A 22,127-nucleotide genomic window follows, 5' to 3' on the forward strand; every position below is an offset into this window, starting at 1 on the left:
TGTCCGTCATGTTCGCCGCCGGGTCACGGATCCGCGAGAAGAAGAATCCAGAATGAACAAGAAGCTGCTTGCGATACCCGTCGTCCTCGTTGCGCTCGCCGGCGCCGTCTGGTTGGCGCGGCGGGACCATCCCGAAAAAGAAAGCGCCCTGGTGCTCCACGGGAACGTCGATATCCGCGAGGTCAATCTCGCCTTCAACGCCAGCGGTCGCATTGAGCAGGTGGTCGTTCATGAAGGCGACCGGGTGCTCAAGGGACAGCTGCTCGCGAAGCTCGACACCACCCGCACCGGGCTCGCCCTCGACCAGGCGAAGGCGCTTGCCGAGGCCCAGCGCAGCCAGGTCGCGAAACTCAAGACGGGTTCGCGTCCCGAGGAGATCAGGCGGGCGGCCGCCGAACGCGACGCTGCCCAGGCCGCCGCCCACGACGCCCGCCAGTTCCACGAGCGCCAGCTAGATCTGGTCGCCAGGCACTTCGTTTCCCAGCAACAGGCCGATAGCGCGAAGAACGCGCTGGATGGCGCCCTGCAGCGGGTGAAAGCGGCCGAGGAAGCCTACCGGCTCGCGGTCCTCGGTCCGCGCAAGGAGGACCTGGTCACGGCCCAAGCAACCCTCACCGCTCAGGACGCGGCGATTGCGGGCCTGATGCACGACATCGCCGAAGGCGATCTGTACGCTTCCGACGACGGCGTGATCGAAAACCGTGTCTTGCAGCCCGGGGACATGGCCTCGCCGCAAAAAACCGTGCTCACGATGGCATTGACGGACCCAGTCTGGGCCCGCGTCTATCTCCCCGAGAAAGCCCTGGGCCGCGTCCCCGCGAGCGCCCGCGCCACAATCACCACCGACAGCCACCCAGACCGCAAGTACGAGGGCTGGGTCGGTTTCGTCTCGCCGACGGCCGAATTCACGCCGAAGAACGTCGAGACGCCGGAACTGCGCACCAGCCTCGTCTATCAGGCGCGCGTGTTCGTGTGCGACGGCAAGGAGGAGCTGCGTCAGGGCATGCCGGTGACGGTGACCGTCGACTACGACCAGCCGCCCCCCGAGGGGAGACCCTGCGCGAAGGGCCAGTGATGCCCGCCGACGCCGTCCTTGCTGCCGAGGATCTGCGCAAGTCCTTCCGCGCCGGCGGCCGTGTCGTAACCGCCCTCGATGGGGTCAGCCTGCGCGTGGCCGCCGGATCCGTCACCGGGCTGATCGGCCCGGACGGCGCCGGCAAGACCACCTTCATGCGGCTCGCGGCCGGCCTGCTCGTTCCCGACGCCGGGCAGGTCAGTGCGCTCGGGCTCGACTCGACGCGCGATGCGCTGAAGGTTCAGGCGGCGCTCGGCTACATGCCTCAACGCTTCGGCCTCTACGAGGATCTGACGGTCCAGGAGAACCTCGATCTCTACGCCGACCTGCAAGGCATCCCGCCGCCGGCGCGCGCCGAACGCTACGCGGAACTGATGCATATGACCGGCCTCGCGAGATTCACCCAGCGCCTCGCCGGCCAGCTCTCGGGCGGCATGAAACAGAAGCTCGGCCTCGCCTGCACCCTCGTGCGCGCGCCACGTCTGCTGCTTCTCGACGAGCCGACGGTGGGCGTCGACCCGGTGTCGCGCCGCGAGCTATGGGCCATCCTGGATCGGCTCGTGCAAAACGAAGGCATGAGCGTGCTGCTCTCCACGGCCTACCTCGACGAAGCCGAGCGTTGCGCCGAGGTGATCCTTCTCCACGACGGGAAGGTGCTCGAACAAGGCCCGCCCGCGTCAATGAGTGCGCGGATGAAGGGACGCACCTGGGCCGTGTCGCGACCGGGCACGCACCACCGGGACCTGCAGTCCGAACTGGACGGCCAAGCGGGCATCGTGGACGCGCTCGTCCAAGGGGAGCATGTGCGGGTCGTGACGACCGGCACTGCCCTGCCGCAGGCGATTGCGGAAGTACCCGGCACTGTCGCGCGCGAGGTGCCGCCGCGCTTCGAGGACTGTTTCATCGACCTGCTGCGCGGCGGCCAGGACGGGCGCGTCCGTTCGCCGCACATCAACGGCACCGTGCCGCAAGAGCGCTCCAACGGCGACGAGCCCGTCATTCGGGTCAAGGGGGCGAAGCGCCGCTTCGGCAATTTCTGGGCCGTGGATGGCGTCGATTTCGAGATCCGCCGCGGCGAGATCTTCGGCCTGCTGGGCGCCAACGGCGCCGGCAAGACGACGACCTTCCGCATGCTCTGCGGCCTGCTGCCGGCGAGTGCCGGGCAGTTGGAGGTCGCCGGGCTCGACCTTCGCCGCGCGGCTTCCGCGGCCCGCGCACGCATCGGCTACATGTCGCAGAAGTTCTCGCTGTACGCGAACCTCAGCGTCGCCCAGAACCTCGAGTTCTTCGCCAGCGCCTACGGCCTCACTGGTGCCGCCCGCGCGGAACGTATCGCCTGGGCGCTCGAAGAGTTTGCGCTCGGCACGACCGCCGACCAGATCAGCGGCGACTTGCCGCTCGGCTACAAGCAGCGTCTCGCAATGGCCTGCGCGCTGATGCACCGGCCCGAGATCCTCTTTCTCGACGAGCCGACCTCGGGCGTCGATCCGCTCGCGCGACGCGAGTTCTGGCAACGCATCAACGCGCTGGCCCGTCAGGGCGTGACGGTGCTCGTGACCACCCATTTCATGGAGGAAGCCGAATACTGCGATCGGCTGGCGATCATGGCTGCGGGCCGCATCCTCGCGACCGACGAGCCCGCGGCGATCAAGGCCCACGCGAGAAGCCCGCAGCACCCCGAGCCCAGTCTCGAGGATGCCTTCATCGAGCTCATCGAGGCCTCGTCCTCCAAGGAGGCCGCATGAGCGCGGAGCGGGGCGGCGCCGCAATGCGCGTCAGCGGTCTGGTCCGCAAGGAGTTCCTGCAGATCATGCGCGATCCGAGCAGCATCGCGATTGCCTTCCTGATGCCGATCTTCCTGCTGATGCTGTTCGGCTTCGGCGTCTCGCTGGACGCGGACCACGTTCCGATCGCCGTGGTCGCCGAAGCCCCTTCGCAGGACAGTGCCGACTTCCTTGCCACGCTGCAGGGCTCCCACTATTTCGCGACCCGGATTGCGGATTCGATGCCCATGGCCGAGCAGGCGCTGCGGGCCGGCGAGATCAGGGCCGTTGTCCGCCTGCGGGCGGATTTCTCGCGCCGGATGCGCCAGACCGAAGGGGCGCCGATCCAGCTCGTCGTCGACGGGGTCGATGCGAACACCGCCCGTCTCGTGGAGGGCTACGTCAAGGGCGCATGGGGAAGCTGGCTGGGTAGCCTCGCGGCCGCACGCGGCGAAGAGCTGGAGATGCCTGTCGATCTGCGTCCGCGGATCTGGTTCAACAGCGAGCTGCGCAGTCGCAATTACCTCGTGCCGGGGCTCGTGGCCATCATCATGACGCTGATCGGCGCCCTGCTCACGGCCCTGGTCATGGCCCGCGAGTGGGAGCGCGGGACGATGGAAGGGCTGATGGTGACGCCGGTCAGCATGACGGAAGTGCTAGTGGGCAAGCTCGCGGCCTACTTCATCCTCGGCACCGGCGGGATGCTGCTGACCGTCGGGCTCGCGGTGTGGGTCTTCGAGGTGCCCTTGCGCGGCTCGTTCTGGGTCCTGTGGCTGTGTTCGAGCCTTTTCCTGCTCGCCGCGCTGGGCATGGGGCTGACGATCTCGACGCTCGCCCGCAACCAGTTCGTCGCCGGACAGATCGCCATCATCGCCACCTTCCTCCCGGCCTTCCTGCTCTCGGGCTTCATTTTCGACATCGGCAGCATGCCTCCCGTGGTGCAGGCGATCACGCACCTCATCGTGGCCCGCTATTTCGTCTCGATCGTGCAGACCCTCTTCCTCGCCGGCAACGTGTGGTCGGTGATCGTTCCCAACGCGCTGGCGCTCATCGTGATGGCGGCGATCTTTTTGACGGTCACCTGGCGCAATTCCCGAAAGCGGCTCGATTGATGCTGCAACGCATTCTCGCCCTCATCCACAAGGAGTTCCTGGCGCTGCTCAAGGACCCGAAGAGCCGCACGGTGCTCATCGTGCCGCCGCTGATCCAGTTGCTCGTGTTCGGCTACGCCGCGAGCTTCGACCTCAAGCAGATCCATTACGCCGTCTACAACGAGGACCGCGGCGTCACCTCGCGCGAGCTGATGGCGCGTTTCACCGGCGCCCCCAGCTTCCGTCAGGTGGCCGAGATCCGGTCCGAAGCCGAAATCGCGCCTCTCGTCGACGCGCGCGACGTGCTCGTGACGATCCACCTCGGGCCGCGCTTCGGCGCCGACCTGGAGGCCGGCCGCCCTGCCCCCTTGCAGGTCATCATCGACGGCCGCAACTCGAACACGGCGATGATCGCGCTCAATTACGTACGCAGCGTCGTCGACCGCTTCAACGACGACTGGATCGCCGCGCGAGGTCTGCGCGGGCCGCCGGCACGCATCGAGGTCCGTGACTGGTTCAACCCGAACCTCGAGAGCCGCTGGTTCTTCATCCCCGGCATCATCGGCATGCTGACCCTGATGGTGACGATGCTCGTGACGGCGCTGACCGTCGCGCGCGAACGCGAGCAAGGCACCTTCGACCAGCTTCTCGTCACCCCGCTGCGGCCCGCCGAAATCCTCATCGGCAAGACCGTGCCCGGCCTCGTGATCGGCATCATCCAGGCGACGGTGATCCTGCTGATCGCGACCCAGTGGTTCGAAGTGCCCTTCATGGGTCGCCTGTCGGTGTTCTACGGCGGGCTGATCCTGTTCCTGCTCTCCGGCGTCGGCACCGGCCTGCTGATTTCGGCCCTCTCGGCCACCCAGCAACAAGGCCTGCTGGGCGCCTTCCTGTTCATGGTCCCGGCCGTCATCCTGTCGGGCTTCGCGACGCCGATCGCCAACATGCCGCAGCTCGTGCAGCTCTTCACCTACCTCGATCCGCTGCGCTACTTCCTGATCATCCTGCGCAAGGTCTTCCTCGAAGGGGCGGGCTTCGACATCCTGCTCGACCAGTTCTGGCCGATGGCCCTGATCGGCGCGGGCACGATGCTCCTGGCAGGCTGGCTGTTCCGGCACCGCATGTACTAGCCGCTCGCACCGCCTTCTGGTTCGCCTCCGATCGGTCGAACTGCCACGCGCCGATGACGTCGACACTTCCATCAACGCAATCGGGGAGCACTGCCATGGCCGACCTCTTCGAAAACCCGATGGGCCTGACGGGCTTCGAGTTCGTCGAGTTCGCATCGCCCACGCCGAACGTCCTCGAACCGCTGTTCGAGGCGATGGGCTTTACGCTCGTCGCCAAGCACCGCTCGAAGGACGTCGTCCTCTATCGCCAGGGGAAGATCAACTTCATCATCAACAGCGAGCCGAAGAGCATCGGCGCCTATTTCGCCGCCGAACACGGCCCCTCGGCCTGCGGCATGGCCTTCCGCGTGCGCGACTCGCACCTCGCCTACCGCCGCGCGCTCGAACTCGGTGCGCAACCCGTGGACATTCCGACCGGCCCGATGGAGCTGCGCCTGCCGGCGATCAAGGGCATCGGCGGCGCGCCGCTCTACCTGATCGACCGCTTCAAGGACGGCGAATCCATCTACGACATCGACTTCCGCTTCGTCGAAGGCGTCGACCGCCACCCCGCCGGCCACGGGCTGAAGCTCATCGACCACCTGACGCACAACGTCTACCGCGGCCGCATGAGCTACTGGGCAGGCTTCTACGAGCGCCTCTTCAACTTCCGCGAGATTCGCTACTTCGACATCAAGGGCGAATACACGGGGCTGACCTCGAAGGCGATGACCGCCCCCGACGGCAAGATCCGCATCCCGCTCAACGAGGAGTCCTCCCAGGGCAGCGGCCAGATCGAGGAGTTCCTGATGCGCTTCAATGGCGAAGGCATTCAGCACGTGGCGCTGCTCACCGACGACCTGCTGGCGACCGTCGACAAGTTGCGCGCGGCCGACGTGCCGCTGATGACCGCACCGCCTGCCACCTACTACGAAATGCTCGACGAGCGCCTGCCCGGGCACGGCGAAGACGCGGCCGCGCTGCAGTCGCGCGCGATCCTGCTCGACGGCACGACCGAAGGCGGCAAACGTCGGCTGCTGCTGCAGATCTTCTCGGAATGCGTGCTCGGGCCGGTGTTCTTCGAATTCATCCAGCGAAAGGGCGACGAAGGCTTCGGCGAGGGCAATTTCAAGGCGCTGTTCGAGTCGCTCGAACGCGATCAGATCCGCCGCGGCGTGCTGAAAACCGAGAGCTGAGCGGAACGCGGGAGCCTCGCCGCGGTTCGAACCGTCAGAGATCGTGCGGCTGCCCGAGTTCCAGACGGCCCGATCCCGATGAACCTACTGTCTGCGAGGCTTCCATGGCAAACGCAAAGAACTCACAACCGGATCCCTTCACACCACGACCGGCGCGCAGCGACGCCGAGGAAGCGGTGCGCACGCTGATCCGCTGGGCCGGCGACGACCCCGAGCGCGAAGGCCTGCTCGACACACCCGGGCGCGTCGTCCGCGCCTACGAGGAATTCTTCTCCGGCTACCTGCAGAACCCGGCGGAAATCCTCGCGACGACCTTCTCCGAAGTCGAAGGCTACGACGAGATGATCGTGATGAACGACATCCGCTTCGAGAGCCATTGCGAGCACCACATGGTGCCGATCATCGGCAAGGCCCACATCGGTTATCTGCCGAACCACCGCGTCGTCGGCATCTCCAAGCTCGCGCGGCTCGTCGAGGTCTATGCGAAGCGGCTGCAGATCCAGGAGAAAATGACGGTGCAGATCGCCGACACGCTGCAGAGCGTACTGCAGCCCAAGGGCGTTGCGGTCGTCATCGAGGCGGCGCATCAGTGCATGACGACGCGCGGCGTGCATAAGCCCGGCGCGGGCCTCGTCACGAGCCGCATGCTGGGCGCCTTCCGCGACGACCCGTCGACGCGCCGCGAATTTCTCGGCATTGTCGGGATGACCGGCGGCGGAACGCTGTCCAACACCTAGCCCCGCCGCGGCCGGAACTGGCGCGTGTCCCGGTAATACCCGCGCTCGGCGTTGTCGGGCGTTACATCGGGAATCCCAAGCAGCGGCAAGGGCGCCAGCCGGCGAGGTGAGAAGTTTTGTGCTGTCTGCTCGTGCAGATGGCCCGCGAGCCAGCGGTCGGCCTCCGCCTGCTGGTCATCCGGCGAAAGCGCCAGCCAATCGCTATCGACGCTACGGTAGATCGCCTTCGCGCAAAGGCCGAAGAAGGGGTGCCGCAGCTGGTCCCAGCTGCCGTGGCCGAAGACGAGGAAGCGGGTCGTCTCCTGCAGTTCGGCCCTTCGCTCCCAGAACACGTCTTCCCAACGATGACCGACCAGCAAGGCCGGGATCTGCGGGCTCGCCGACACGACCACGATGCCGCACTCGTCGAACTGCGTGAGCGCATCGCGACACGAACCGCGGCCGGGAAGCTCCGCCTCCCGACGCGCCGCGATCTGCGCGAGGTGCAGCGCGTTGCACGTCGCCTTGGCGCGCGGCCAGACGCACCACGCCATCGCGTTGAAGAAGTCGTGCCAGTCGTCGGGACGGGTCGGGACTTCGCCCGTGGCAAAGATCCGTTCCTCGTAGGCCGGCTCCTCGTCGCGCGGGATCACGAAACGGACGCGCTTCCCCGCGCCGGAGCTCGCGGCGGGAGCGACTTCGTCAAACAGGCAATTCAGCGCATCGACATCGGGCAAGTGCGCCGACTTGAAGCGCGCCAGCAGGCCCGCAATCGGTTCGAAGAGCGGACGGGATGCGAATGCTGCCGGCGCGACATCGATGCTGATCATGGGGATCAAGGATACCAGCGCCGCGACCTGTCCCACGTCGTCGGGGAACCGCTAATCGCCTCATTTTGAGGCACGGAGAGATTTCCCTGCGGCGGCGGCCTTTTAAGACCGTCTCTACGGACTTATCCGTCGAGTTATCCACACTTGCTGTGGACATGCCTGCCGGCCTTATCTGCAGCCTGGTTGCGCAGCTGGAGAACGACAATACGTCCTTCGCTCTGCCCTATCTATTGCAGACACATGCGCACACTCCCGTTCGAACTTCACATTGTCCACTCACACCGGTGCAATTCCGACTGAACGGGTGAGCGGCGCTGGGGGCACGCAAGAGCGCACTTAACCTCAGAGTGAAATCGGAGATTCGGCCCGCGAAAGCGGGCTTTTTCTTCCTACCCTCGCGCTGATCGCAGGCCACGACGCAAATCGTGGTTCGACGCCGTAAGGGTGTAAACTGCGCGGTTGCGCCCGCGATGATGCGGGTGTTCCCCCCGAAACTGCGCCAGGCCAATGCACCGTTCACGGGCTACGCGAAGTTGCACAGGAGCTCACCGAAGGCATGAAGACGCCAAGCAGAATCGAGCCGCTGGTCACTGACGGCCTCGTCGACCGCGTCACGCGTCAGTTGATGAGCGGCAAGGAGGCGATGGTCTTCGTCGTCGAGTGCGGCGACGAAGTGCGCTGCGCCAAGGTCTACAAGGAGGCCAACAAGCGCGCCTTCCGCCAGGCGGTCGACTACACCGAAGGCCGCAAGGTCAAGAACAGCCGGCAGGCGCGCGCGATGGCCAAGGGTTCGCGCTACGGTCGGCAGGAGCAGGAGGCGGCCTGGCAAAGTGCCGAGGTCGACGCGCTGTATCGCCTCGCCGCGGCCGGCGTGCGCGTGCCGACGCCATACAATTTCCACGAAGGCGTGCTGCTGATGGAACTGGTGGCCGACGCCGACGGCGAACCGGCGCCGCGGCTCAACGACATCGCGATGAGCGAAGACGATGCACGTCGTCACCACGCCTTTCTGGTGCGGCAGGTGGTGCGCATGCTGTGCGCGGGCATCGTCCACGGCGACTTGTCCGAATACAACATCCTGGTCGATGCGGACGGACCCGTGATCATCGATCTGCCGCAGGCAATCGACGCCGCGGCCAACAACAACGCCAGCCGCATGCTGGAGCGGGACGTCGACAACCTCGCCGCCTATTTCGGCCAGTTCGCGCCGGAGCTTCTGGCGACCGATTACGGCAAGGAAATCTGGTCGCTCTACGAGTCCGGCAGCCTGCACCCGGATATCGAATTGACCGGACAGTTCAAGCGTGACGAGAAGCTCGCCGACCTGGATGAAGTCATGCAGGTCATCGAAGCGGCCCGTGCCGAAGATGCCGCCCGGCGGGCGCGCATGGCGGGAGTCGATGCCGCTGAGTAACTGACCGGGCGCCGAACCCTAATCGAACCGACAAAAACGCGAGGAGACCGACGATGAAAAGCGACGAATTGCGCGAGATCCAGGCACCGCTCAAGGACCGCTACCGACAGGAGCCAGAAACTGCCCTGATCACGCTGAAGGCCCAGGGCCGGATCGGCGACGGCGTGAGCTGCCGCATCGAAACCGGCAAGGCGCTGGTCGAGGCCGGCCTGCACCCGGCGACCGGCGGAACGGGGCTCGCCGCCTGCTCGGGCGACATGCTGCTCGAAGCGCTCGTCGCCTGCGCCGGCGTCACGCTCAATGCCGTCGCCACCGCGCTCGGGATCGAGCTGCGCGATGCGAAGCTGAAGGCCGAGGGCGACCTCGACTTCCGCGGCACGCTCGGACTGGCGAAGGATGTGCCGGTCGGTTTCCAGCAGATCCGCCTGACTTTCGAACTCGACACCGACGCCAGCGAAGAACAGCTCGACACACTGCTACGGCTTACCGAACGCTACTGCGTCGTCTACCAGACACTGAAACAGCCGCCGGCCTTTGCCGTGACGCGCCAGCGCTCGTAGGACAGCTACGCCTACCGGTCAGCGGAGACGTTCCGCCGACCGGCGCATCCCGTCGATCACGGCGGGTTCCCTGCCATCTCCGGCAGCCGGCTGACGACGTCGTCGATGATCGCCTCCCTGCCCGGCCCCAAGCCACATTGTGAGACGGCGCCGGTGAAGCGGCGGCGCTGAATGTCGCGCAGCCGGTAATGCGCATTCCTGTCTCGCAAGACCATCCCGAGCCGCAGCTTCTCGTAGTCCAAATGATTCGGTCCGGCGCCTGCCACGTGCCGCAACGGCAGCACGTCGTACAGCCGCGGTAAGCATCTACTCGACCCCGGCCTCGTCGAGCGGCTCGACATCGACGTGGAGGATGTCGTGGGGCGCAACGAAAATCTGGCCCGCCCGGCCTGCCCGGCACGCCATGGAAAGGCGGGACATGGCCCTCACCTTCCTCATATATTCCATTCGACTTGCGATCACACCCCTCATGTGATGCAATTCGCATCCTTCGAAAAATCCCCTCTGCCGCCTACCGATGATCGACCTGCGCGACCTGTTCGACACGCTGCTCTCCCAGCACGCCCGTCTGCTGGAGCTGACCACCCCGCTGCCGGACACAGCCCTCGTCGTCGAGCGCTTCGGCGGACGCGAAGCGCTGTCGGAGCCGTTCCGGTTTGAAGTCGATTGCGTATCGACCAACGCGCACCTCGCGCTCAACCCGCTTCTTGGCGAAGAAGTGTCCTTGCGTCTCCTGCTCGCCGACGGGAGCGGGCGGCGCTGGCACGGCTACGTCACGGAGGCGATGCAGTTGGGGGCCGATGGCGGCCTCGCCCGCTATCGCCTCGTCATCGAGCCGTGGCTCGCCTTTCTGCGCCAACGGCGCGACTGCCGCCTCTACCAGGATGTCGATGCGGTCACGCTGACCGAAACGATCTTCGCCCGTTACCCGTCGGCCGATTGGCGCAGTGAAGTCACGCAACCGCTCCGGCGTCACAGTCGCCTCACGCAGTATCGCGAGTCCGATCTCGAATTCCTCCAGCGCGTGCTCGCTGACGAAGGCTTGTCCTTCCATTTCGAGCACGATCAGGATGTCATCTCCGGCGACGGTTCGGGCCGCGCGCGGCACCGGTTGGTCCTGGTCGATCGCGATGCGACCCTGCCGCCCTGCCCGCAGGCCACCATCCGCTTTCATCGCAACGACGCCACCGAAGGCAGCGACACCATCCAGTCCCTGCACGAGATTCGCCAGCCTGCCCCCAATGCGGTCACCCTCTGCGGATGGGACTACAAGCGTGTGGGCGCCACCGCCAGCGCGGCGGCGAGCCCGCAGGACAACGGCGAACTGCCTTCACTGGAGATCTACGACGGGTCAAATGCTTATCGCTTCGAAGACGCCGCAGCCGCCACCCTGCGGACCGACCTCGCACTGAGCGCCCACGAATCCCGCTACCGGAAATTCGAAGGCACAGGCCGGGTCCGTGCCCTTGCTGCCGGCCGCACCTTCGCTCTTACGCAGCACGATCTGCACTCGGCCGATCCGGGCCGCTTCGCCAGCCTCGCGGTCACGCACCACGGGGCCAACAATCTCGGCGCTCAGGTCGCGGCACTGCTGGACGCACCGGACGTCGAGGCCGGCACCTATCGCAACGCCTTCGTGGCTCAGCCGGCGGACGTGCCCGTCGTCCCCCTGCCCCGCGTCAAACCAGTCGCGGCCCCGCAAACCGCCCTCGTCGTCGGACTCCCCGAGGCGCCGCTCACCACCGACCGCGATCATCGCATCAAGATCCAGTTTCACTGGCAACGCGGCCTCGCCCCCAACCCCGGTGGTCTCGCCGCCCCGACGTCGGCGGATAGCCGTTCGCCCGACGGCAACGCCCCGGGCAATGCCGCCAGTGGCACCTGGGTTCGCGTCGCCGAGTGGCTCGCCGGGCCGAATTGGGGGACGAGTTTCGTCCCGCGCATCGGCACCGAAGTGCTAGTCGATTTTCTCGACGCGGATATGGACCGCCCGATCGTTGTCGGCCAGCTCTACAACGGTGAACAACTCCCTCCGTTCAGCGCGGGAGTGGACGCGGCCGCCAACCATCCCGGCGTCCTGTCCGGCTGGATGAGCCACAACTTTGAAGCGGGCTACAACCAGTGGGTCGCCGACGATACGCCGGATCAGTTGCGCACCCGCATTTCAACGAGCCACGGCACGAGCGAACTGGTGCTCGGTCGTGCCATTCACCAATCGCCCCAAAGCTCCACGCGCGGCGCAGCGCGCGGGGAAGGCTTCGAACTGCGGACCGACGGCTGGCTCGCGGTCAGGGCCGGCGAAGGCCTGCTCATTTCGGCGACCAGCCGGCCCTTGGCGACAAGCACTCAGATGGACGCGGCCGAGGCCGTCGAGCGGCTGCGCACCGCCGAGCGCAGCGCCGAAGCCCTGTCGAACGCCGCTGCCGCCCAGGGCGCCGGCGCGCTCGCCGCCAACGTCGAACTGCGCGCTTTCGCCGACACGATCGATCCGGCACACCGCGGCAAGTACGAAGGCAGCGTCGGCGGCCAAGCCGCGACGAAGGCCGCCCCGGCGAGCCGCGAACCGGGCGCCCCCACCGAGCGCTTCGCCGACCCGCTCCTCCTCGCCGAAAGCCCCGCCGACATTGGCCTCAACACGCCCGCCAGCGCCCTCGCCTTTGCCGGCGGACATTTCCACTCGACCGCGCAGCACGACCTGCACGCCACCGCCCGCCACACCCTCGCTGCCGCCGTCGGCGAAGACGCCAGCTGGTTCAGCCACTCCGGCGGCATCAAGGTGATCGCCGCTGCAGGCACGCTGAGCCTCCAGGCCCATACCGACGCGATGGAGATCCTCGCCGACGACTCGGTGACGATCACCAGCTCGAACGACGAAATCCGCATCTCCGCCAAGGAGCGTATCGCGCTAAAGGCCGGGCAATCTGGCGTCACACTGGAAGGCGGCGATATCACCTTTGCGTGTCCGGGGACCTTTTCGGTGAAGGGGTCGGGGAATGCGTTCATCGGCCCAGCGAAAGGCCAAACGAAGCTGGGCGCGCTGCCGGATTCGAGAGCCAGGATCTACACCGAACAATTCAAGGCCGTCGATAGCATGACCGGCCAGCCCATGCCAGACCTACCGTACCGCGTCGAGTTGGCCGACGGTACCGTCCTCCGCGGGATCACGGACAAAAAGGGGCTGACGCAGCAAATCGCGACGGCCGATCCGCAGAATCTCCGCCTCTATTGGGAACACGTAACCACTGAACCGTGTGAGGCGGGTGACGATTCAGATATCGAGTGCTGCTGATAAAATGACATCGACAAACACTTTCGCAAACGGTCAGACGCAGATCAATCCGCCCATTAACCTGCTGCAGGTGACACCGAAACGCAAGGTGACCTACATCTTCGATACACGAGCCACCTCGGCACAATTGAAGATTCCCTATGCCGTGGCGGTCAATGGGAAGGTTCTGCCCGTATACGCTAACAAGCCAGCGAAGGTGTCCGGCGGAAACGGCAAGATCGAGGTTGTCGTCGATGCCGGCTCGACGGTCTCGCTATTTCTCAATAGCGATGCCCACCCCTCCTACCGCACTGCACCGGTCTATGCGGTCAGGCCCACCCAACGCGACATCGTGGTGAAGGTCAAAGAAAAAGGAGGAAAGCATCAGGACAGCGATCGTCCAACGTTAGTGAACGCTTCCGCGCAGCAAGCAGGGACCGACGAATATACGGCTCCCCTGACCGGCAATATCTGGATGAAGGTCTCACACCGCTACACGTCGGCAGAGGCACTTAGCCTATTGCCCAACATCACACTGCCGGAAATCCGCACAGCGGTCGCAAGCATCTATGGTCCGCTCGCGCATCCGTCGTTGATCCTCGACCTTCCCGCCACACCTGGAAAGGGCGCTATCCGCGTCAAGATCGTGTTCTCCGACTCCGAGAACCCGCGCGACAACATCACCGATTACGAGCTCTTGAGCGACGGACTGACGCGCGTGCATCCTGCCGGCTATGCGGCGCTCTTACATGCAGCAGTCGAAAACGGCACGACGTCCCTCAACGTTACTTCGTGCTGGCGTCCCCTGCTGGGCAGCATTGCTCACCGGGCTGGGCTGGGCCTGGATGTTAATTACGTAGACAACATCAGGCTCAACCGTGAGGAGCTACGACAGTCAAAGGCCGTGCATACGCCAAACGTCAGCACCCAGGAGAAAAGCCTATTCACTGAATTGGAAGCATCAAGAAAGAAGGTCGCGGCATTGCTTAATCAAGGTGCGTCCAAGGCGGAAGTTGAAACGGCTCAACTTCTGGCCGGCATGGCCCAACGGCGCTGGGTCGATGAGGTTCGCAATGGCGAGCCCCGATCGGTCAAGGACTTTCGGGAGTCCCTGCTCAGGGATGGCAACGTGAATCAGCTCTTTGACCCGTGGTACATGGATCTCAATACACACGACAATCAGCCGCCCGAGCCGAATATGCAGCGACCGAATGTGAATGGAAAAGGCAAATCAAATGAACAACTGCATGCGAACCATTTGCATATCACAGTGCGCGAGCCAAGAATCCTATGACTTTGCTACGCTGCATTACCCATACTGCCTTGTACCTTGCTCTCGCCACGAACGCATTCGCTCAAGCCCCCTCGCCGCCGTCCAAGGTGTCTGATGAGAAAAATCCCTGGGTTGCACGCCGGCTGGATCGGCCTTGGGAACTGCGATATTGGATGAGACTTGTGGGAGGCAACTGGTCAGAAATGAAGCAGAGCGCAATAAAATTCAATGCGCAGCCAGCAGATGTCCACATGCCGACATACAACTATTTGGCCATGGTCGATCCAACCTACACCTTTACCCCCTTCGGGGAAAGGGAAAGTCACAGTCTCACTCCTTTGGAGTTCAATAAAGACGGCGTCGTTATTTCATCCAACATGGTTGAGCGCCCCCTCAAGGGGCAACTGGCTACCGTCGGACGACTGATTCTCCTTGTCCTGTCGGAAGGCGACTCGAAAAGCGACAGACAGTATCCGGTTTCCGACTGGTTTCACGGCTTTGGCGACTCCAGCGTCGACTGGGCGCCGACGTTCTGCAGTACCGACGAAATGCCCTCCCCGTGGTCGGCGACCGACGAGTTCTATAAGTACGGGCCAAAGTTCAAGGCGACAGACCCCGTCAAGCCGATTTTCGGATGCCGCGAATGGGGCTATCAGTTGTACGACGACATGCGTCCCTACATCGACGTGACTAGCTATGCGCCGAAGACGAAAAGCCATCCACACGGCACCTACATTCGGCCTTTCGTCGGCTGGGCGCGCTTTGGCGACCGCAAGCCCGTGATCGGCAAGGACGCCGACACGTGGTACTGCCTATACGACTGCCCTGCCGGCGACCAGCCCGGTCCCATTCCAGACATCGCGCAGTGGGCCACGCGCTCTGGCTGGCCTGTCCCGCAGCGGCCGACAAGGGCGCCGACTTTCCCCGATGCCCCCGGCAAGCAGGGACGCTATGTGACAAGCGCTCCGGCCCAAGCGACCGGGACGAGGTAGCGCCGCCTTATGCAGAAGCCAATCACCGCACGTCGATCTTGAAATTCAGCGGCACCTCGACCCCCGCAAGCTCGGTCGGCCCGAAATACGGCGCCGTCACCCAGCGTTAGACCAGGTACAGCATGAAGTTATGAAACCGGCGCCGACCAGCGCCCAGGTCCTGACGACGGCCGTGCCGTCGGTGCCGCTGATATCGGAAGCCGCACGGCCTCGTGAAACGGTGATACTCGAGTCCATCTGGTGTCCCCATCCAGTCTTGATGGCTGCGAAGCGCGCTTCGCAGCGTCCGCGAGACGTCCTTCGTAATGTGTTTTTTGTGAAGGCGTCCCTTGTGGACGATATTGATCAAGACGGGTTGGGGCCGCGCCTGACTAAAGTTGGGCAGGGTTGGGAGCTCTAGTCAGATTTCCAGGAGGAGGCGGGAGTTGTCACAGGAAACGCTGCCAGTCATTGGCTCGTATGCGAACCTCGGACTCCGCCGACCTCTCGAGGCCCGACAAACCAGACGGAGTCGCCCCATCAATGATGTGCTTGACGCTGTCAACCTCAATTGCGCGCGCTGCTGCGGGGGCCGTGTCGCGACGAAGCAGGCCATCAGCCGACGTTGGTCGAGCGTTCTGCTTCATTTTGAGGCAACAATCCAATCCCCTCGTCACCCCGGCACTTTGCCGCCGTCCGAAAGCACTTATCCCGCGAGTTATCCCCAGATCTTGTGGATGAGGTATCGCACACCAGGCATTTCGCAGCGGGACGAAGCAAGGGATGTTTGCGGCAGCGATTCCGGAGCTCCAACGTCGCAAGTAGATCCGACGTAAGCGGCGAGAACTCTATTGTCGTTGCCGTGGCAGCATCGCGATCTCCCGATCCTGCAGCCGCGCAAAACCGGCAACAGCAACGACCGCCCCGACGAGCGCCATGAACATGTCCGACTGCGTATCCCACGGATCGCCCTGGGTGCCGAGAAACTCGTCGGCCCCCTGCTCCATCGCCAGCCCAGCGCCCCACTCGATGAACTCATAGCTCGCGCTGATCGCCAGCACCACACACACGACGAGGAAGTTCAGCATGCGTCGCCCATTGACGAAGGCGCCGCGGATCAAGATCTCACGCGCGGCGAGCGCCGGCACGAAGCCCTGGAAGAAGTGGCCGAGCTTGTCATAGGGGTTGCGGTGCAGCCCGAAAGCTTCCGCGACTTCGAAGCCGATCGGGACCCGCGCATAGGTGTAATGCCCGCCGACCATCAGGACGAGCGCGTGCAGAAAGATGCACACGTACAAGAGGTTCGTCAGCGGGAAGCGCCGGTAAGTCGCGCACAGGACCGGAACGACGATGAAGATCGGGAACACTTCCATCACCCAGGTCGCGAAGTCATAGGTGCCGATTCCCGACAGCGCCAGGAGCGTCAGAAGGACTCCCAAGGCGATCAATAGGTAGCGCGAACGGTAGCTCTTGTTGGTATCGGACATGATGTCGAGACGGCTTTCAGCTCCCCACGAAGAAGAGATAAGCCGCCAGCGCCAGACCAAGCGCGGCCACGAAAGAAGACAGCGCGAGCGCAAACAATCTCGAGTAGCCGGACGGCAGGTCATGGAGGGGCAAGGTTGCCACGAACCTCCGATGTTGCAAGGCCGCGATGCCGATCGCGAGAGCGCCGGCCAGGACAAATCCGATGCCCAGCGCTTCCGATACCCACGACACGGAGAGCGCGGGATGCAGCTGTCGCGAGCTCGCGACCAGTTGCAGGAACAAGCCGAAGCGCGAGACGACGAAGCCGAGTCCGATAATCGTGATGCCTGTGCGCAGCCAGGCCAGCAAGGTTCGCTCGGCGGCGAAAAACACCCGGGGATCGGAATCCGGCAATGACATGACCCGTGCCTTCCTTTTTGGAACTCCTCCTGAATACCATATTCCCGCGCGCGCCGTCGAAGGCGATGTCCATGCAGGCCTCAGCGCACCCGGATGCTCCGCTGTACCGAACATCCATCCAGCCATCCAGGCTCCTCGTTTACGAAATTCCGTAACGTCGCAGGCGATTGGCGATGGCTGAATGCGAGGCACCAAGCCGCTTGGCCAGGCGTCGACTGGATGGGAACTCCCGGTGCAGGCGTTGTAGCAGGCTCTTCTCGAAATCCGCGACGGCTTCGTCCAGGGTGGTGACGTCGTTGCTTTCGCCGGGTTGTACGGGCGTCGCAACCTGGGCGAGTTCCAGGTCGTCGACGTTGATGATGGTCCTTTCGGCCATCGTCACGGCACGGAAAATCACATTCTGCAACTGCCGGACGTTGCCGACCCAAGGGTTGCTGAGCATGGCAGCGCAGGCCGCCTGGGTAAGCCGCATGACGGGACGCGAGGCCTGGGCGCAGGCACGACTCAAGAAGAACTGAGCGAGTGGCAGGATGTCGCCGGGGCGTTCACGCAAGGGTGGCACATGCAGGCTGAGAACGTTCAAGCGGAAGAGCAGGTCCTGGCGGAAATGGCCGCTGATCACCATGTCCTCGAGCGAGCGGTGAGTCGCACTGATGATACGTACATTCATCTTGACCTCGCGGTCACCGCCGACTCGACGAAAGCTGCCGTCGTTGAGGAAGCGCAGCAGCTTGGCCTGCAGATAGGGCGACATTTCGCCGACCTCGTCGAGAAATACCGTGCCGCCGTCGGCCAATTCAAGCAGGCCGGGCTTGCCGCCCCGCAAGCCGCCGGTGAAGGCGCCGGCGGAATAGCCGAAGAGCTCGCTCTCCGCAAGATTTTCCGGCAGGGCGGCGCAGTTCAAGGCAAAGAAGGGTTCGCTGCTGCGCCCGCTGCCCGCGTGGCAGGCATGGGCCAGCAATTCCTTGCCAGTGCCCGTCTCGCCCGTGATCAGCAGCGGGGCATCGACCATCGCCATGCGGGCGGCGCGCTGCTTGAGTTGTTCTATTTCCGGCGAGCTGCCGAGTATGGCGTCGAAGCCACCCGCATCGTAGTTGTGCAGGGCACTCAGGCGTTCGCCCATACGGCTCGGCGCGTGCAGCGTCATCACGGCCCCGGCGACTCGGCCCCCGGTTTCGTGCAGGGGCATGGTCTCCAGCATGTAGGGCTCGCCGTTCATGTCGATTTCGCAAACCGGGAGATGGTAGCCGCGGTCGATCAACTCGCCGAGCAGCGCCGGATTGCCGATCAGTTCCTGCATCGAACTGCCGATCAGGCTGCCCTCGCCGATGCCGCTGGCTGCCACCGCAGCGCTGTTGGCGACGACGACGATGCCGGATTCGTCGACAGCCAATACCGGATCGGGCTGCGAAGCGAGCAGCGCATCGAGGTACAGCCGGCGCTGCGCTCCGGGCAACATGCCGACCGGCTCGACGCTGCTCACGCCGGCTACCTGCAGCAACTGGGTGCGCAATTCCCTGAGCGCGGCGGCGTCGACCGCCGGCGCCTCGATGTAGATGTGGGGCGGCTCCACCTCGACCGCGGTCACGTTCAGCCGGCGCCGGGCGAGCTCGGCCAGGACTTCCTGGGCAATGCCAACACGGTCAGAGAAGAAGACGTCAATACGCATCTTGCCGCCTGTAATCAATTCGAGACAGCGTATCAGAAATAAGACAAAACGCGTAAACGTTTGATAAACATGCTTTATCTAAATAAATTCGGAAAAACTGAAGACTCTGCGTAATGAAATCGATACACATCGAGTTTTCGGGCGACAAAAATGTTTATAAATTCCTGTTTTTAAAAGGATAAGAAAGCTGGCACGAGCATTGCTGAACCGACATGCATTCACTGGGTAATTCACCGGCATACCCTCATCCTCGACCGGCACAACACAAAGGAGACAAAGTAATGCAAGTCATTGAAACATCCGCCGCACCGCGAGCCATTGGGCCGTACGTCCAGGCCATCGCGGTCGACGGATGGCTCTATACCTCGGGACAAATTCCGCTCACGGCCAGTGGCGAGTTGATCGATCTCGATATCGAGGCTCAGGCAGAACAGGTCTTCGACAACCTGTCGGCCGTGCTGGCGGCAGCCGGCGCCTCGCTCAACCAGGTCGTCAAGAGTACGGTCTTCGTCCAGGACCTGAACGACTTCGCGCGTCTTAACGCCGTGTATGAGCGTCGTTTCGGTAGCCATAAGCCGGCGCGCTCGACCGTTCAGGTGGCACGTCTGCCACGCGACGCCAAGGTCGAAATCGAGGTCGTCGCCCGCTTGGGCTGACGCTTCTTCCCATCGTCCGATCCGGTGGGTCCGGATCGAAAGGAGTCTTTCATGACTGATGTAAAAGCACTGCTTGCCGAAGAGCGAGCGCACGAAGCGCGGGATCTCCATCGCGGCTTGAAGGACCGGCACATCCAGATGATCGCCATCGGCGGAGCGATCGGCGTCGGCCTGTTTCTCGGCGCCGGGCGTGCCATCTCCGTTGCTGGCCCGGGACTGTTGCTGAGCTATGCCCTTGGCGGCTTGATCATCTTCTTCATCATGCGCGCCCTGGGGGAATTGCTGCTCTATCGTCCGGTAGCCGGCTCCTTTGCCACCTATGCCGAAGAATTCGTGGGGCCTTTCGCGGGCTTCGCCACGGGCTGGTCCTACTGGTTTACCTGGGTGACCATTGGCATGGCCGAGATCACGGCGGTCGCGGTCTATATCCATTACTGGTTTCCCGACGTGCCGCAATGGATACCGGCGCTGGTCACCCTGAGCGTGCTGTACGCGGTCAATCGGATCTCGGTGGCGATATTCGGCGAACTCGAGTTCTGGTTCGCGCTGATCAAGGTCGTCACGATCATCGCCATGATCCTGATCGGCCTCGCCATCATCTTCTTCGACATCACGCCGCTCGGTCACACTGCGAGCTTCTCGAACCTGTGGAGCCACCAGGGTTTCATGCCCTTCGGCATCCTTGGCGTCGTGCTCACGCTGCAGATGGTGATGTTCGCATATCAAGGTGTCGAGCTGATCGGCGTGACGGCCGGCGAAGCACAGAACCCCGCAAAGGTCCTGCCGAGCGCCACCAACAGCGTGATCTGGCGCATCCTGACCTTCTACATCGGTGCCCTTGTCGTCATGATGGCCTTGGTGCCGTGGAACGAACTCAAGCCCGGTGTCAGTCCCTTCGTCTTCGTCTTCGAACGCATCGGCATTCCGGGGGCGGCCGGCATCATCAATTTCGTCGTGATCACGGCGGCGGCGTCGTCCTGCAATAGCGGCATCTTCAGTACCGGACGCATGCTCTATACCCTGGCCCAGTTCCGTCAGGCGCCGCAAGCATTCGGCAAAGTCAATCGCAATCACTTGCCGTCCAATGCGATCACCTTCTCGACTGCGTTGATGAGCATCGGCGTGGTGCTCAATTACCTCGTGCCGGAGGAGGTCTTCACCTGGGTGACGAGCATCTCGCTGATCGGCGCCCTGTGGACCTGGTCGATCATCATGATCGCGCACCGCCGCTACCGGAAGGCGGTGGCAGCCGGGCAAGCCAAGGCAGTGGCCTTCCGCATGCCGGGCGCGCCTTACATGAACTGGGTGGTGGTCGGCTTCATGGTCGCCGTTGGCGCACTTCTGGCCATCGACCCGAGTACCCGTGTGGCGCTCTATGTGGCACCGGTCTGGTTCGCGTTGCTGGGGATCGGCTATCGCATGAGCAAGCAGGCAAAGCCGGTGCTCTCTGCCGCGACTGCCTGATCAGGCAGCACTCGTTTCTTCTTCCCCTGACGGCGAGCCTCGGGGGAAGAAGACCACAAGGCCCTCGCCAGAGTTTCGGAATGGGCAACCCCTAACCCGCATTGCTGACTTATAGTTCAAGGAACTCGTCGCCCTGATTCTGCTAATTTCATTCACCCATCATTCGCCGATTTAGTCCATGCACTCCAAAACGCTGCCTGACGACGTCCTCTTCCAGGGCGAAAAGCCCTTTCCCGTCCTGCCTGCCGTCGACCACTATGCCGGCAGCGAAAAGCTGATGCTCAAGGCCCTCTCAGTCCAGCAGGAGCTGGGACCGGTCTTCGACATTACCTGCGACTGCGAGGATGGAGCGCGCTCCGGCGCGGAAAGCGAGCATGCAGCGATGGCGGCCTCCATCATCATGTCGAACGACAACCGCTTCGGCCGCGTCGGGGCACGCATCCACGACGTCACCCACCCGCACTGGGAACAGGACGTGGACATCCTGGTCGGCAAGGCCGGCGCCCGCATGGCCTTCCTGACCTTGCCGAAGCCGCGCAGTGCTGCCGATGCGGCGCAGCAGATCGAGGCGCTCCGCCAGGCGGAGCGCAAACACGGCATCGAGCGGGAGATTCCCGTGCATGTGCTGATCGAAACCCACGGCGCCCTGCGCGACGCCTGGGAGATCGCCGCCCTCGACAGCGTGGAATCGCTGGATTTCGGGCTCATGGACTTCGTCAGCGGCCACCACGGCGCGATCCCCGGTTCGGCGATGCGCAGCCCCGGTCAGTTCGAGCACCCGCTGATCGTCCGCGCCAAGTGCGACATCGCCGCCGCGGCCCTGGCCAACGGCGTTGTCCCGTCTCACAACGTGACGACCGAACTCAAGGATATCGACTACATCCGCCGTGACGCCGAGCGGGCTCGCCGGGAATTCGGCTACCTGCGCATGTGGAGCATCCACCCGAACCAGATCCAGCCGATCATCGAAGCGATGCGACCGGACTTCTCGGAAGTCGAGGAAGCCGCCAGCATCCTCACGGCAGCCCAGGATGTCCACTGGGGCCCGATCCAGCATGCCGGCAAGCTCCACGACCGCGCCTCCTACCGCTATTACTGGGAACTGCTCAAGCGCGCGGCCGCCACCGGAATGCCGATTCCCGACGAGACTCGCGCCCGCTTCTTCGGCTAAATCCAGATTCCTTC

The 22,127-nt window shown here is 64.0% G+C and carries 19 protein-coding genes; 14 read left to right on the top strand and 5 right to left on the bottom strand.

Features of this window, described 5'->3' with window-relative positions:
* The first annotated feature begins 52 nt into the window (after positions 1–52).
* The 6 genes from VJ673_RS09435 (at position 53) to folE (ending at position 6,971) form a co-directional block, all read left to right on the top strand.
* Entirely contained in the window at positions 53–1,075 is a 1,023-nt protein-coding gene (locus tag VJ673_RS09435) for an HlyD family secretion protein (RefSeq protein ID WP_324125827.1), read from the top strand.
* Complete coding sequence (locus VJ673_RS09440) at positions 1,075–2,820, top strand: ATP-binding cassette domain-containing protein (RefSeq protein WP_324125828.1); 1,746 nt, start codon at positions 1,075–1,077, stop codon at positions 2,818–2,820. Before VJ673_RS09435 ends, VJ673_RS09440 begins: the two co-directional genes overlap by 1 nt.
* A complete protein-coding gene (locus VJ673_RS09445; RefSeq protein WP_324125829.1) occupies positions 2,817–3,950 on the top strand; it encodes an ABC transporter permease in 1,134 nt (377 codons plus the stop codon). Before VJ673_RS09440 ends, VJ673_RS09445 begins: the two co-directional genes overlap by 4 nt.
* Positions 3,950–5,059 (top strand): ABC transporter permease, encoded by a 1,110-nt coding sequence (locus VJ673_RS09450; protein ID WP_324125830.1) that lies wholly within the window; start codon positions 3,950–3,952, stop codon positions 5,057–5,059. The genes VJ673_RS09445 and VJ673_RS09450 overlap by 1 nt, the downstream gene beginning before the upstream one ends.
* 95 nt (positions 5,060–5,154) lie before the next feature.
* Positions 5,155–6,234 (top strand): 4-hydroxyphenylpyruvate dioxygenase, encoded by a 1,080-nt coding sequence (hppD, locus tag VJ673_RS09455; RefSeq protein ID WP_324125831.1) that lies wholly within the window; start codon positions 5,155–5,157, stop codon positions 6,232–6,234.
* A gap of 104 nt (positions 6,235–6,338) precedes the next feature.
* Positions 6,339–6,971, top strand: a complete 633-nt coding sequence (gene folE, locus VJ673_RS09460; protein WP_324125832.1) for a GTP cyclohydrolase I FolE — start codon at positions 6,339–6,341, stop codon at positions 6,969–6,971.
* Here folE and VJ673_RS09465 read toward each other — a convergent pair.
* Entirely contained in the window at positions 6,968–7,780 is an 813-nt protein-coding gene (locus tag VJ673_RS09465; protein ID WP_324125950.1) for a DUF3025 domain-containing protein, read from the bottom strand. The genes folE and VJ673_RS09465 overlap by 4 nt on opposite strands.
* Positions 7,781–8,336: 556 nt before the next feature.
* On the opposite strand from VJ673_RS09465, the gene VJ673_RS09470 reads away from it, so the two are divergent.
* Together VJ673_RS09470 and VJ673_RS09475 are read left to right on the top strand one after the other, a co-directional pair.
* A complete protein-coding gene (locus VJ673_RS09470) occupies positions 8,337–9,194 on the top strand; it encodes a PA4780 family RIO1-like protein kinase (protein WP_324125833.1) in 858 nt (285 codons plus the stop codon).
* A 53-nt stretch (positions 9,195–9,247) separates the two neighbouring features.
* Positions 9,248–9,754, top strand: coding sequence for an OsmC family protein (locus VJ673_RS09475; RefSeq protein WP_324125834.1), 507 nt, complete (start codon positions 9,248–9,250; stop codon positions 9,752–9,754).
* A 56-nt stretch (positions 9,755–9,810) separates the two neighbouring features.
* Here VJ673_RS09475 and VJ673_RS09480 read toward each other — a convergent pair whose 3' ends face one another.
* Positions 9,811–9,996, bottom strand: coding sequence for a hypothetical protein (locus VJ673_RS09480; protein ID WP_324125835.1), 186 nt, complete (start codon positions 9,994–9,996; stop codon positions 9,811–9,813).
* A 275-nt stretch (positions 9,997–10,271) separates the two neighbouring features.
* On the opposite strand from VJ673_RS09480, the gene VJ673_RS09485 reads away from it, so the two are divergent.
* From VJ673_RS09485 to VJ673_RS09495, 3 genes are all read left to right on the top strand, one after another.
* The gene (locus VJ673_RS09485; RefSeq protein ID WP_324125836.1) at positions 10,272–13,043 is read left to right on the top strand and encodes a type VI secretion system Vgr family protein; all 2,772 of its coding nucleotides are present in this window, start codon (positions 10,272–10,274) and stop codon (positions 13,041–13,043) included.
* Positions 13,015–14,316, top strand: a complete 1,302-nt coding sequence (locus VJ673_RS09490) for a hypothetical protein (protein ID WP_324125837.1) — start codon at positions 13,015–13,017, stop codon at positions 14,314–14,316. The genes VJ673_RS09485 and VJ673_RS09490 overlap by 29 nt, the downstream gene beginning before the upstream one ends.
* Before the next feature lie 182 nt (positions 14,317–14,498).
* Entirely contained in the window at positions 14,499–15,287 is a 789-nt protein-coding gene (locus tag VJ673_RS09495) for a hypothetical protein (RefSeq protein ID WP_324125838.1), read from the top strand.
* An 827-nt stretch (positions 15,288–16,114) separates the two neighbouring features.
* On the opposite strand, the gene VJ673_RS09500 is transcribed toward VJ673_RS09495, so the two are convergent.
* The 3 genes from VJ673_RS09500 to VJ673_RS09510 form a co-directional block, all read right to left on the bottom strand.
* On the bottom strand, positions 16,115–16,753 hold the full coding sequence (locus VJ673_RS09500; protein WP_324125839.1) for a DUF2238 domain-containing protein: 639 nt from the start codon (positions 16,751–16,753) through the stop codon (positions 16,115–16,117).
* A 16-nt stretch (positions 16,754–16,769) separates the two neighbouring features.
* Entirely contained in the window at positions 16,770–17,153 is a 384-nt protein-coding gene (locus VJ673_RS09505; RefSeq protein WP_324125840.1) for a YidH family protein, read from the bottom strand.
* 139 nt (positions 17,154–17,292) lie between these two features.
* Positions 17,293–18,840 carry a sigma-54-dependent transcriptional regulator gene (locus VJ673_RS09510; protein ID WP_324125841.1) on the bottom strand — a complete coding sequence of 516 codons (1,548 nt, stop codon included), beginning with the start codon at positions 18,838–18,840 and terminating at the stop codon, positions 17,293–17,295.
* Between the two features lie 263 nt (positions 18,841–19,103).
* On the opposite strand from VJ673_RS09510, the gene VJ673_RS09515 reads away from it, so the two are divergent.
* The 3 genes from VJ673_RS09515 to VJ673_RS09525 all read left to right on the top strand — a co-directional run bounded on the left by VJ673_RS09515 (position 19,104) and on the right by VJ673_RS09525 (position 22,113).
* Positions 19,104–19,478: a RidA family protein gene (locus VJ673_RS09515; protein WP_324125842.1), complete on the top strand. Its 375-nt coding sequence runs from the start codon at positions 19,104–19,106 to the stop codon at positions 19,476–19,478.
* A 51-nt stretch (positions 19,479–19,529) separates the two neighbouring features.
* Positions 19,530–20,942 carry an amino acid permease gene (locus VJ673_RS09520; protein WP_324125843.1) on the top strand — a complete coding sequence of 471 codons (1,413 nt, stop codon included), beginning with the start codon at positions 19,530–19,532 and terminating at the stop codon, positions 20,940–20,942.
* A gap of 178 nt (positions 20,943–21,120) precedes the next feature.
* On the top strand, positions 21,121–22,113 hold the full coding sequence (locus VJ673_RS09525; protein WP_324125844.1) for an HpcH/HpaI aldolase/citrate lyase family protein: 993 nt from the start codon (positions 21,121–21,123) through the stop codon (positions 22,111–22,113).
* Positions 22,114–22,127 lie beyond the last annotated feature (14 nt).

Origin of the sequence: Aromatoleum sp. (assembly GCF_035254505.1) — a bacterium.
GTDB lineage: Bacteria > Pseudomonadota > Gammaproteobacteria > Burkholderiales > Rhodocyclaceae > Aromatoleum.